The sequence below is a fragment of the Bacillota bacterium genome (assembly GCA_012518215.1).
Taxonomy (GTDB): Bacteria; Bacillota; Dethiobacteria; order DTU022; family PWGO01; genus JAAYSV01.
Genome location: JAAYSV010000020.1, coordinates 72,367 through 84,688, shown reverse-complemented (window position 1 = coordinate 84,688; position 12,322 = coordinate 72,367). Strand labels below are relative to the sequence as shown.

14 protein-coding genes, 4 tRNA genes and 1 other annotated feature are annotated in these 12,322 nt (G+C 50.0%); of the genes, 1 reads left to right on the top strand and 17 read right to left on the bottom strand.

The window, feature by feature from the left end; translation table 11 throughout:
* The 13 genes from tuf to GX364_03985 all read right to left on the bottom strand — a co-directional run.
* The coding region (gene tuf / locus GX364_04045) for an elongation factor Tu (GenBank protein ID NLI70023.1) at nucleotides 1–126 on the bottom strand (126 nt) is incomplete at its 3' end.
* A 143-nt stretch (nucleotides 127–269) separates the two neighbouring features.
* Nucleotides 270–346: transfer RNA gene (locus tag GX364_04040), tRNA-Met, on the bottom strand.
* Nucleotides 347–422, bottom strand: a tRNA-Thr gene (locus GX364_04035).
* Between the two features lie 46 nt (nucleotides 423–468).
* A tRNA-Met gene (locus GX364_04030) sits at nucleotides 469–545 on the bottom strand.
* Between the two features lie 15 nt (nucleotides 546–560).
* Nucleotides 561–634: transfer RNA gene (locus GX364_04025), tRNA-Gly, on the bottom strand.
* 81 nt (nucleotides 635–715) lie between these two features.
* Nucleotides 716–1,315 (bottom strand): RNA polymerase sporulation sigma factor SigH, encoded by a 600-nt coding sequence (gene sigH, locus GX364_04020; protein NLI70022.1) that lies wholly within the window; start codon nucleotides 1,313–1,315, stop codon nucleotides 716–718.
* A 186-nt stretch (nucleotides 1,316–1,501) separates the two neighbouring features.
* Nucleotides 1,502–2,245, bottom strand: a complete 744-nt coding sequence (gene rlmB / locus GX364_04015) for a 23S rRNA (guanosine(2251)-2'-O)-methyltransferase RlmB (GenBank protein NLI70021.1) — start codon at nucleotides 2,243–2,245, stop codon at nucleotides 1,502–1,504.
* 63 nt (nucleotides 2,246–2,308) lie between these two features.
* On the bottom strand, nucleotides 2,309–3,736 hold the full coding sequence (locus GX364_04010; GenBank protein NLI70020.1) for a cysteine--tRNA ligase: 1,428 nt from the start codon (nucleotides 3,734–3,736) through the stop codon (nucleotides 2,309–2,311).
* The gene (gene cysE, locus GX364_04005) at nucleotides 3,690–4,391 is read right to left on the bottom strand and encodes a serine O-acetyltransferase (protein ID NLI70019.1); all 702 of its coding nucleotides are present in this window, start codon (nucleotides 4,389–4,391) and stop codon (nucleotides 3,690–3,692) included. The genes GX364_04010 and cysE overlap by 47 nt, the downstream gene beginning before the upstream one ends.
* A 91-nt stretch (nucleotides 4,392–4,482) precedes the next feature.
* Nucleotides 4,483–4,722, bottom strand: a binding site (T-box leader).
* 96 nt (nucleotides 4,723–4,818) lie between these two features.
* A complete protein-coding gene (locus tag GX364_04000; protein ID NLI70018.1) occupies nucleotides 4,819–5,310 on the bottom strand; it encodes a 2-C-methyl-D-erythritol 2,4-cyclodiphosphate synthase in 492 nt (163 codons plus the stop codon).
* A complete protein-coding gene (gene ispD / locus GX364_03995; GenBank protein NLI70017.1) occupies nucleotides 5,285–6,004 on the bottom strand; it encodes a 2-C-methyl-D-erythritol 4-phosphate cytidylyltransferase in 720 nt (239 codons plus the stop codon). The genes GX364_04000 and ispD overlap by 26 nt, the downstream gene beginning before the upstream one ends.
* A 2-nt stretch (nucleotides 6,005–6,006) precedes the next feature.
* The gene (locus GX364_03990; protein ID NLI70016.1) at nucleotides 6,007–7,125 is read right to left on the bottom strand and encodes a PIN/TRAM domain-containing protein; all 1,119 of its coding nucleotides are present in this window, start codon (nucleotides 7,123–7,125) and stop codon (nucleotides 6,007–6,009) included.
* 102 nt (nucleotides 7,126–7,227) lie between these two features.
* A complete protein-coding gene (locus GX364_03985; protein ID NLI70015.1) occupies nucleotides 7,228–7,704 on the bottom strand; it encodes a CarD family transcriptional regulator in 477 nt (158 codons plus the stop codon).
* Between the two features lie 239 nt (nucleotides 7,705–7,943).
* On the opposite strand from GX364_03985, the gene GX364_03980 reads away from it, so the two are divergent.
* Nucleotides 7,944–8,342 carry a DUF1573 domain-containing protein gene (locus GX364_03980; protein NLI70014.1) on the top strand — a complete coding sequence of 133 codons (399 nt, stop codon included), beginning with the start codon at nucleotides 7,944–7,946 and terminating at the stop codon, nucleotides 8,340–8,342.
* A gap of 21 nt (nucleotides 8,343–8,363) precedes the next feature.
* Here the strand turns inward: GX364_03980 and radA are convergent, their stop codons facing one another.
* The 4 genes from radA to GX364_03960 are packed head-to-tail and all read right to left on the bottom strand — an operon-like array spanning nucleotide 8,364 to nucleotide 12,322.
* Nucleotides 8,364–9,707 (bottom strand): DNA repair protein RadA, encoded by a 1,344-nt coding sequence (gene radA / locus GX364_03975; protein NLI70013.1) that lies wholly within the window; start codon nucleotides 9,705–9,707, stop codon nucleotides 8,364–8,366.
* 60 nt (nucleotides 9,708–9,767) lie between these two features.
* A complete protein-coding gene (locus GX364_03970) occupies nucleotides 9,768–10,607 on the bottom strand; it encodes a deoxyribonuclease IV (protein NLI70012.1) in 840 nt (279 codons plus the stop codon).
* Between the two features lie 4 nt (nucleotides 10,608–10,611).
* Nucleotides 10,612–11,532: a dihydroorotate dehydrogenase gene (locus GX364_03965; GenBank protein ID NLI70011.1), complete on the bottom strand. Its 921-nt coding sequence runs from the start codon at nucleotides 11,530–11,532 to the stop codon at nucleotides 10,612–10,614.
* The gene (locus GX364_03960; GenBank protein NLI70010.1) at nucleotides 11,522–12,322 is read right to left on the bottom strand and encodes a dihydroorotate dehydrogenase electron transfer subunit; all 801 of its coding nucleotides are present in this window, start codon (nucleotides 12,320–12,322) and stop codon (nucleotides 11,522–11,524) included. Before GX364_03960 ends, GX364_03965 begins: the two co-directional genes overlap by 11 nt.

Sequence of the window (12,322 nt, the reverse complement as noted above, 5' to 3'; positions counted from 1 at the left end):
TGCATAACCCGCACTCGATAAACAATACGTGACCGCCGCAGTCAAAGTGGTCTTGCCATGGTCAACATGACCGATCGTTCCTACATTGACATGGGGTTTCGTCCTCTCAAATTTCTGTTTGGCCATTCAAGTCATTCCTCCCTTAATGTATAAAAGCACAGATTTGAAGTAGTTACCTCCTGCATTTCTGCAGAACCTTTCATACCTATTATGTTACACTACAGGCATCAATTATGAATTCAGGAACCAAAAAATTATATTTAATAAAATGGTGGCGGCGCAGGGATTCGAACCCCGGACACTGCGGGTATGAACCGCATGCTCTATCCAACTGAGCTACGCCGCCTGGAGCTCACGACCGGACTCGAACCGGTGGCCTCATCCTTACCAAGGATGTGCTCTGCCTGCTGAGCTACGTGAGCAGATCCAATCAAGTAAGGAAATCGTTCCGGAACGATTTCCTTAAAATGGTTGCGGGGGCAGGATTTGAACCTGCGACCTCCGGGTTATGAGCCCGACGAGCTACCTGGCTGCTCCACCCCGCGATATGCAATATTTACTGGAGCGGATGATGGGAATCGAACCCACATTACTGGCTTGGGAAGCCAGCGCTCTACCATTGAGCTACACCCGCACTCCCCTTACGCATAAAAGATTATACACTCTGCCCCCAACCTTGTCAAATGGGCGATGTCTTGAAAAAGAAGCTCCAAAATCAGCCCTTTCTGACTTCCAGATAACGCTCCAGTTTACGTTTTACCCTTTGTAAAGCGTTGTCCACTGATTTCACATGTCGGCAAAGATCAAATGCGATCTCATGGTAGGATTTGCCTTCGAGGTAGAGGGTCAATACCTTCAATTCCAGTTCACTGAGGATTTCCCCCATTTTGAACTCGATGTCGTTATATTCCTCCCGATTGATCATCAATTCTTCCGGGTCCGTGATTTTCGTTCCCGAAAGAATGTCCAGAAGTGTCCGATCCGAATCCTCATCATAGATAGGTTTGTTCAGCGAAACGTAGGAATTGAGAGGAATATGTTTCTGTCTCGTGGCCGTCTTGATGGCCGTGATAATCTGGCGGGTGATGCATAGTTCGGCAAAAGCCCTGAAGGATGATAGTTTGTCCTCTCTAAAATCACGGATGGCCTTGTAAAGGCCGATCATCCCTTCCTGAATAATATCTTCACGATCCGCGCCAATCAAAAAATAAGAACGGGCCTTTGCTTTGACAAAATTCCTGTATTTATTGAGAAGAAACTCCAAAGCAATGTCATTCCCGTCCTTCGCCTGCGCCGCCACATCCTCATCCGACATATATTCATAACCAGGAGAACCAACCTGCCAGGAAAACTCATGAGTCGGAAGACTCACAGATATCGCCTCCGTTCAGATAATAAAGGACAAGCACGAAGACATTATATCTTAAGGAATTTTAACGGTCAACCCTTTAATTGTTACGAGTAGTGGCTATATTCAGTGAAATATGGAGATTTGAATGGATTATGTCATCTTTCGTCGATTAAATTCATACATAACGATTCCCCCGGCGACAGAGACATTCAGGGAATTGATCTTGCCAAATAACGGGATACCGATTACCGTATCGCATTTTTTTCTTACCAGGCTGGAGAGGCCTTTTCCTTCAGACCCCAGAACCAGAACCACGTTCCTGTCCCAATCCGCCTGAAAAAAAGGCAGGTCCCCGTCTTTTTCCGCACCATATATCCAGAAACCTTCTTCTTTCAAGCGTGATATGGCCCGCACCAGATTGGTTACCCTGGCTACCGGGATCCATTCGGCAGCCCCGGCAGACACCTTGCGTACCGAAGGGGTAACGGAAGCCGACCGATCAACGGGAAGAATCACCGCCATGGCTCCGGATGCTTCCGCGGTACGGATCAAAGCACCCAGGTTGTGGGGGTCTTCAAGATGGTCGAGAATCAGAACAAGCTTCTTTTCTGCCTTTTTTTTCAGAATGCCGATCAACTGATCGAATCCAACATAATCATAAGGAGACACCACTGCCGCCACCCCTCCGGCCGCAGTGACACCTTGCAGAAGGTTCCCGAAAGCCGCTGCATTCATGTTTTCACAAGAAATCCCCCTGTCCCGGGCCAGCGCCACGATCTCCTTGACAATGGTGCCCCTCTGTCCTTCAATCATCAATATTTTCCGGACATTACCCGCTAGCAGTGCCTCTTTTACAGCCTGCCGCCCGTAGATTATTTCATTACGCTTGACCACGTCAGACGCCCCGTTTCCCGCTGTACTGCCCCGGATGACCCGATGCAAAAAGGAGCCCGCCACTCAACCAGGCTTCTCGCCTTTTATTTTCCATCTAACCCCATGGGAGGTATCCTCCAATGTGATCCCCCCGGCATCAAGCTCGTCCCTGATCCGGTCAGCAGTGGCCCAATCCTTGTTGCGACGAGCCTCCTCGCGGCGTTCAATAGCTTCCTTGACTCTTTCTTCGAGAGATCTTTCTTCTTCTTCGAGATCAACAATGCTGAATATTTCATTGGCCTCTTCGATAAATTCCCGAACGGCCATCAACAGGTCGCGATCAAGTTTTTTACCAGCCAGATAAACATTGGTGGCCCTGACCAACGAGAACAGTTCACCGATGGCCTCCGCCGTGTTGAAATCATCATCCATCGCTTCCTTGAATTTCTTGCGGGAAGCCGACAGTTCACGTTCCAGAGTTTTTTCTGCCGTTCCGTACGGAAAAGTTCCGGCCCTGTCAAGTCCAGAAAGAAGATTTTCATACAATGTTTGCAGTCTGTTCCGCCCTGCCATGGCCGCCTCCAGTAGCTTTTCACTGTAATTGAGGGGGTGGCGATAGTGCGAGGATAGCATGAAGAAACGGATATCCAGCGGGTTGTACCTGGGAATCAGATCCCTGATATTCAAAACATTGCCCAGGGATTTGGACATCTTCTCCGCATCGATATTGAGGTAGCCAGCATGAAGCCAGTAGTTCACAAAAGGCTTTCCCGTGGCCCCCTCACTCTGAGCGATCTCATTTTCATGATGCGGAAAGATCAGATCGGGGCCGCCAGCATGGATATCGATCGTCTCCCCCAGATGATTCAACGACATCGCTGAACATTCAATATGCCACCCCGGCCTTCCACTACCCCAGGGGCTGTCCCATGATGGTTCGCCCGGCTTGGCCGCCTTCCACAAGACAAAATCGAGGGGATTCCGTTTATTTTCATCGACCCTGACCCTTGCTCCGGAAACAAGTTCTTCCTTCTTCTGCTGTGAAAGTTTGCCGTAAGCCGGGAATTTTTCCGTATCATAGAGGACATCCCCCCCGCTTTGATAGGCAAGGCCCTTTTCGCACAAACTCTCTATCAACCCGATAATGGCTTCGATATTTTCGGTGGCCCTGGGGTGAAGGGTGGCTTTCTTGATCCCCAACCTGGCCGCATCTTCAAAATAGGCCTCGATGAACCGGGCTGCCACCTCGGAAACACTCGTTTTCATCTGGGCTGCTTTGCGGATCAATTTATCATCAATATCCGTGAAGTTTTGAACATATTTCACCTTGAAACCACGGTATTCAAGATAACGCCTGATAACATCAAAGACGATAAATACGCGTGCATTGCCAATATGGAAATAATCATAAACCGTCGGCCCGCATACATAAAAAGATATCTCGCCATCCCGAAGCGGCTTGAATTCATCCTTCTGCCGGGTCAGAGTATTGTAAACCCTCAGAACGCTCATAACGAACCCTCCCTTCCTTTTTTTCGGTCTTCTCCATCTGATATCTAAGGCTATCGATCTGGTTTTGCAGGGAAGAAAGCATCTCCGCAACGGGGTCGGGCAAATCGGTATGATCGAGATTGATGGAGGAAATTTTCTCCCCTTTGTACACCACCACCCGACCCGGTATGCCCACCACCGTGGTACGCGGAGGAACCGATTGAAGCACCACCGATCCGGAACCGACCCTGGCTCCATCCCCGATCTTGATGGGCCCCAATATCTTTGCCCCGGCGCCGATAACTACATGGCTGCCGATGGTGGGGTGTCTTTTCCCTTTCTCCTTTCCGGTCCCCCCCAGAGTTACACCCTGATAGATGGTCACGTTGTCGCCGATGACCGTCGTCTCACCGATCACCACCCCGGATCCATGATCGATAAAAAATCCTTTTCCTATCTTCGCCCCCGGGTGGATCTCGATACCGGTCCTTCTGCGGCTGAAGTGAGAAATGAGGCGAGGCAGAAGAACCCCTCCGCGGCAATAAAACCAGTGAGCAATCCTGTGGCGGATCAAAGCATGGAGGCCGGGATAACACAGCAAGACTTCCAGCTTGCTTCTGGCAGCGGGATCTCTTTCAAAAACAGCCTGCATGTCCTCTTTAAGTCTTCTAAACATCTTTACCTCCCTGTTATATCTGATAATAAATTGCCCCGGGATCTGGTCTGATACCCGGCCATCGTAAACAAAATTACCGCCCTGACAAAAATACAGAGACGGTAATCACCGCGGTCCCACCCTGCTTGGTATGATTTCCTGCAAAGAAATCTTCCCCGCTCGCTGGCTATAACGGGCGTTGCCCGGATGCCCCTAATCAAAAACGTTTTTCTTTCAGGGCACCTGCTCCAAAGTGCACTTCAACCGGGACGAATCGAGGACTTCTCTCAGCTTGATAAAAATCCCTCTCTGTCTCACGTTGCCGGCTTACTCTCTTTTTCATTGCTTCTGTTGTATGTGTAATGCAAAGATACAATCACATTACATTATAAATACCTATGGTATAAAGTCAACAAAAGAAAACCAACTGGCGGGCTCAACTTCCGAATCAACTCGTTCCCTGTCTATCTTTGCAGAGCAGAACCACGGCCTGGACAGCAATTGCTTCGCTATTACCTATCGCCCCCAGGCCCTCCATGGTGGTGGCTTTGATCCCTATGGAATCCTTATCTATCTTCAAGGCCCGGGCCAGTTCGGCCTTGATTTCCGGCAGGTAGGAAGCCAATTTGGGTTTTTCAGCCATGATCACGCTGTCGATGTTGATCGGGCGAAATCCTTTTGCGGATGCAATACCCGCCACTTTTTCCAGAAGCCTGACACTGGAGATCCCCCTGTACCGTTCTTCATCATCAGGAAAAAGAATGCCTATGTCCGGCAATGAAAGCGCACCCAACATCGCATCGATAATGGCATGAACGAGGACGTCTGCATCGGAGTGCCCATCCAGCCCAAGGGAAAAAGGTACTTTCACCCCCCCGAGAACAAGGTCACGCCCACCCACCAATCGATGAATATCATAACCTATTCCTATCCTGAACATCCTTACTCTCCCTCTTCAAAAACATCCTCGCCCAGAAAAGGTCTTCCACGGTGGTCAATTTGATATTGCAAGGTTCACCGGGCACAGTCATCACCGTATATCCGCAGTTTTCCACCAGCATGGCATCATCGGTTGCATGGTATTCATCCCGTGCTGCCTTCCGATGGGCATCCCAGATAATCTCCCGTCTGAAACACTGCGGGGTCTGTACCAGATACAACCCTTCCCGCGGCAGTGTCCTCAACACCCTTCCCTCCCCGTCAACCTCTTTCAAGGTGTCTTTCAAGGATATGGCAGGGATAGCGGCACCGACTTTCTGCGCCAGCAGAGCGAGCTTCTTTATCAACCCGGTGCTAGCAAAGGGGCGTACCCCGTCATGGATGACCACCGTTTCAACATCCTGCCCCAAAGAGAGCAATCCTTTGTAAACAGAATCTTGCCGCTGACTGCCCCCGGCAGCAAACAACAAATGTTCCGAATGTTCACAACCATAACGGGAAAATTCCATTCGGCAAGGTTCCACGCTTTCGGAAGGAACCATGACGGCAATGCGCCCAAAAAAGTTGCCCATACCTAAAAATTTTTCCACGGTATGGGTCAAAACTGATTTCCCTTCTATCTCGATAAACTGTTTCGGGGTGGTTCCCCCCATGCGACGGCCCTGGCCCGCCGCCACGATTATGGCACCAAACACGATTATTTCACCCCGGCCATCTTTCCGGAAACATCCTTGGGCTTGGCAAAAATCATCCGCCCGGCCGCCGTCTGCAGCACGCTGGTAACCAGAACATCGAGGGTCTCCCCGATAAACCTTTTGCCGCCCTCGACCACGACCATTGTTCCATCTTCAAGATAAGCAATTCCCTGGCTGGCTTCTTTACCATCTTTGATAATCTGGGCCGTCATCTCTTCACCCGGCAATACCACCGGCTTTACGGCGTTGGCCAGCTCATTGATGTTGAGAACAGAAACACCCTGGAGTTCACAAACTTTATTTAAATTGAAATCATTGGTGATGATTTTCCCCTTCATGAGCTTGGCCAGTTTGACCAGCTTGCTGTCCACCTCGGAAATTTCGTCAAAATCCCCCTCATAGATTTCAACCGGAACATCCATTTCCTTCTGAATTTTATTGAGGATGTCCAATCCTCGCCTTCCCCGGTTCCTCTTCAAAAGATCCGGGGAATCAGCGATATGCCGCAATTCTTCCAACACAAATTCGGCCACGACGATGATCCCTTCCAGAAACCCTGTCTTGCAGATATCGACGATACGCCCATCTATGATCACACTGGTGTCCAGAATCTTGTAGGTCTGATCATTCAAGGAAGGATCAAAAGCACTCCTGCGGTTGATCAATGCCGTGGCAAATGAAAAATCCTCTTTTCTGGCCAGGACCAGTTTCACTCCCGTGTAGGCCATGAACAATATTACCAACAAGGAAAGGTAGGTTCCGATCACCGGTATTTTGCCGAGGGGGATACTGAGCAACAACCCTATAAAAAGAGTAACAGCCAGGGCAAAAACAGCGAGCATTATATCATGTGTGGGTACTGTTTTAAGATTACTTTCCACACGGTTCGCGGCATTGTTCAACAGATTGGTAAATACGGGCACGACAAGGTAAAATATTATTCCCCCTGCGGCACCACCGACCAAGGAAAAACCAACAGGTACAGAAAAACTCCACGTGTTGCTGACTTCGATCAACGGTTCATAAAAATTTGAAAGATGAAGCCCCAGTATGAAACCTCCCGCGGCACCCAGGATGCTGATGATTTTTCGAAACAAATCCTCTACACCTCCTTTTAGCATTACCTTCTATTATTGACTTTTCTACCTTAAAATTATTAACAAGGATAAGGATATTGAGTTATAACCGAGAATTTTGCTTGAGGAATAACAGATCAAAAACAATTAGATGAATATTTTTTCGATCATGCCGGTAACTTTGGAGGGCTCCATATCTTCCACCAGCACGAGTTCACTGACCAGTATCCGTTTGGCGTTCTCCAGCATTTTTTTCTCCCCCGTGGAAAGCCCCTTTTCTTTCTCCCGATGAAGCAGATTCTTGACCACCTGTGCCACTTCGTGGATGTCACCGGTCTTTATTTTTTCGAGATTCAGCATATAGCGACGGTTCCAGTTGGAAGAAAGAGCGGTCTGGGGCTCTTTCAACACATTGAAAACGCCGTTGACTTCGGATTTCTTGATCACTTTGCGCAACCCCACGCGGTATGCATTGTCAAGAGGAATCATCACCTTCATTTCCCCGATGGAAAGATTCATGATGTAATATTTCCGCCTGGCCCCCAATATTTCTTTCTCCTCGATAGACTCGATTATGCCCGCCCCGTGCAATGGATAAACCACACGATCACCTATATTAAACAAACTGCATTCTCTCCTATCTATCCTGAATAATAATTTTGGATACAGATTCTCCAATTATTAAAATAATACCATACGATCCGGGTTAAGTCAAAAATACACTGTTACAAACATCCTTGATTTTCCTCTTATTGCCTGATATCCGGCCGGAAGCAATGTAAAACAATTGACAACATCATTGTAAAAAAAGTATAATTCATGTAGATGGATATTGAATATTTTGTTAAGAGGTGAGCTGCGGCATGAAAAACGGCAAAGACGTTGAAGAATTTCAAGACGTGGTTAGCCAACTTCTGGCCAGACATAGAAGTATACTCGACTGCTTGACCAAACATCACGAATCAACATCTCGTGTAAACCGTGCAGTTACCAAAGCGGTCACCCATTGCGGATGTATTTCTATAAATGCGAATCGTCAGAATTTCCCCAAGGATGGATCCCTCAAGGACTGTCAGAAATATGCATGTTCGCATCTTGAAGGAAAACTGTGTGAGAACTGTTATGAAATCGTGGAAGAGGAATTGGGAAACCATCTTTTCTATCTGGCCGCGCTCTGCAATCTCCTGGATATCGATTTGAAAGAAGTATTCTGCAATGAACTCAGTCGCCTCAACACCCTCGGGCATTTTTTCTTTTTCTAGTTGGACCACAGGAAACAGCGATCAAAAAATTATTTTCATGGCTTCCGAAACAGACCCGGTGCTTACCATTTCAATTGAAATCTTTCTTTCTTTCCTCAGTTCATCCAGATTCTGTACGGGAATGAAACATCTTTTGAAGCCCAGTCTTTCCGCTTCCATTACCCGGGGTAAGATCCGCACCACGGGCCTGATTTCACCTGTCAAACCCAGCTCTCCGATAAAAGCGTCGCCATGGTCGACAGCCTTTTCCTTCAAGCTGGAAAGTAGACTGACCGCGACCGCCAGATCGGAAGAGGGTTCGATAAGCTGCACTCCCCCCACAACATTTACAAAAGTATCAAGGCCCTGAAAATTACAGCCCAGATTTTTTTCCATCACCGCCATGATCAATGCCACCCGATGATGATCCACCCCCATGGTTGTGCGGCGTGGCGCTGCGTAGCTGGAAGTGGTAACCAATGACTGTATCTCCGCCAGCAGGGGGCGGGAACCACTGAGGGCAGCCGTGATTGCCGCACCGTATGCCGATCCCTTCCTGGAAGAAATAAATAAAGAAGAAGGATCTTCCACCTCCTTCATGCCACGCTCATCCATCAGAAAAACGCCGATCTCGTTCGTGGAACCAAAACGATTTTTGATGCCCCGCAGTATCCTGAAGCCATGATAGCGATCTCCCTCGAGATAAAATACCCCATCCACCATGTGTTCCAGTGTTTTTGGCCCGGCCAGAGCCCCTCCCTTGGTAACGTGGCCGATGATAAATACAATTTTTTCTTCCCGTTTTGCCCACCTTGTCAAGACCGCCGTAACTTCCCGAACCTGGTTGATACTGCCCGGAATACCATCCAATTCTTCATCGTACATGGCCTGAATGGAGTCGACAATCAGAATATCGGGGGCAGCTTTATCCACCAATCCCATCACCGGACCCAGTTCAGCCGCAGAAACAGCAAGAAAATCCTGATCAATATTCAGCCTTCCGGCCCTCATCTTGATCTGTTCAAGGGATTCTTCCCCGCTTACATAAAGAACCCGGCCCCGTGCATTCATATGGCTCGAGGCCTGGAGGATAAGGGTGGATTTGCCTATGCCGGGATCACCCCCTATCAGCAACACCGATCCCTTCACTGCACCGCCTCCCAGGACCCGATCGAACTCCCTGATACCGGTTGAGACTCTCTCACCTTCTGTTACCTTCAGGGCCGCAAGATTATTTGCCGATAACTCCTGACCCTTCCTGCCAGCCCCCCGGTGGCTTGCCTTTTTCTCCGAAAAGGTGCCCCAGTTTCCGCACCCCGGGCAGCGCCCCATCCATTTGTACGTCTCGTATCCACATTCTTGACAGTAAAATGATTCCTTGCTCATGGTCAGTTCATTCTCCTTCAAACAATCATATGGCTGATCTGTCGGTCGATGTTTACATTCTCAATTCATGCAGTTTCTCAAGGCAGAAATATTCTGTTTGTCTCTCTCGGTTCCTATCTCCGGAGTTTCCAGAATCATGGGAAAATCATCGGGCCAACCATATCCCAGCAGGGATCTGAATCCTTCCAGGCCGATCCGGCCTTCACCGATATGGGCATGGCGATCATGCTTGGAGCCTCTCTCCACTTTCGTGTCATTGGCATGGATGAGATGTAGCCTCTCCAGGCCCATTTCCCGATCAATCTCTGTCAACAACCGTTCCACACCTTCCGTTCCGGAAAGATCATAACCGGCAGCCCAGGCATGAGCGGTGTCCAGACAGAAGCCTATGGGGGCACCTTGAAAATGGCGCAATATCTCACCCAGTTCCTTGATATCGCCACCCAGATGATGCCCGCCACCGGCTGTATTTTCCAGAAGCAGGGTTACCCCCGGTGCCCACCCCCGGGACAATTCTTCTTCCAGGGATCGGACTGCTTTTTTGATTCCTTCCATGGTCCCGGCACCGCCATGATTGCCGACATGCAAAACCACAAAAGGTTCCGGATAAAGTGAGGCATGATGCAGGGTGTCATGCAACAACCTGGTTGACTTCCGGTAGAACTCGGGATGCACGGAGGCCAGGTTGATCAGATAAGTTGTGTGTATGGCCAGGGGAAAGATGTCTTCCTTTTTCATGAGGAGTGAACGTTCTTTCACCTCTTCCGGGGAAGTGGTGGGGGAGGTCCAGCTACGGGGATTGCCGGGAAAGATCTGGATCGTCTCTGCCCCGGCCTCTTTTGCTTTCTGAAGGTTATAAGCAAAACCTTTCTTCAAATGCATGTGTATGCCTATACGCATATAATCACCTCCGCGCCGCCCCGACCATCGCCGACACCCCGGGGAAATCTTTGGATTTCATGTATTCTCTGATTCCTGCCGTGATCCTGTCAGCGATCAGAGGGTCAACAAAGTTACCCGTGCCGATAGCTACTGCTGCCGCCCCGGCAAGTATAAACTGCAATGCATCCGAAGTGGAGATGATCCCCCCCATCCCGATAAGCGGAATTTTGACCGCGGCGGCAACCTCCCAGACAGCCCTGACCGCCACGGGGCGAATTGCCGGCCCGGAAAGACCGCCGATCACATTTGCCAGCATCGGTCGTTGTTTTTCTATATCCACGACCATGGCCCGAAGTGTATTGATCAGGGAAAGGGCATCTGCCCCGGCTTCTTCCGCTGCCACGGCAATCCGGGTCAGATGCTCCGTATTGGGCGATAGCTTCACGATCAGAGGCCCCCTGTAACTGTCCCTGACAGCTGATACCAGTTCCCTGACCAGCACCGGGTCAGAGCCGAAGGCGATACCGCCACGTTCCACATTGGGACAGGATATGTTCAATTCCAGCCCGGAAACACCGTGAGCACGGGAAACCAATTCTCCAAGCAGGGCATACTCTTCCACGGTTTCCCCGGACACATTGATAATCAAGGGAACATCTTTCTCCCGCAATGCCGGAACCTCTTCTTTCAGAACCTTCTCGATGCCGGGATTCTGCAACCCTACTGCATTGATCAGCCCGGAAGGAGTCTCCACGATACGGGGAGGAGGATTCCCTGCCCTGGGATGGAGGGTCGTTCCTTTCAGCGCGATGGCCCCCCATTTCCCGGGGGGTATGTAACTTGAATATTCCTGCCCGTATCCATAACAGCCGGAAGCTGCAATCAATGGATTTTTCATCTGTATACCGGCTATCTCGACAGCCAGATCCGGCTCAGCTTTCATCAAAAACCACCGCCTCTCCCGGAAAGACGGGGCCGTCCTTGCAGACCCTCAAAAATACGGGGACCCCATCTTCACCCCGGGGCCCCACCTCACGCACACATCCAAGACATGCCCCCACGCCACAGGCCATCTCCGCTTCCAGGGAGACCTGCGATGGAATCCCTGCCGCGCGGGCCAAATTGACCAGTGAGGAAAGCATCGGCAGGGGGCCACAGCCGTACACCCTGTCAGGTTTCTTGCTCTTTTCATGGGTAATATGTTCGAATAGATCGGTCACGCGTCCCCGGTAACCGGAGGAACCGTCTTCCGTGGCTACCATCGGCGCTGCTCCTGCCCTGGCAAAATAATCATCCGGAAGAAGGTTCCTTGCCGTATCGGTGCCATGCAGAAATTCGAACTTGACTCCCCGTCCATTCAGACAGGAAGCCCAGAAAAAAATAGGAGCCACCCCCACCCCTCCGGAAACAAGAATGACTTCCCGGTCATGGGGGCCAAGATAGAATCCTTTTCCCAGCGGCCCCAGGAAATCGATGTACTGGCCTTGTTCAAGCGCAGCCATCAATGTGGTCCCACGCCCCACAACCCGGAACAGGATCCAGACAGTGCCATCTTCGGGATCACAGTAATGAATACTGAAAGGCCTTCTTAGCAATGGATCGGTCAACCCTGACGCCGTGCGGAGGAAGATGAACTGCCCCGGTGATGCTTCCAGCGGTTGAACCGGCTCTATCTTCAACAGATGGCAATCTGCCGTTACTTTTTCGAGTGACTTGACCCGGCCTCTGTTCAT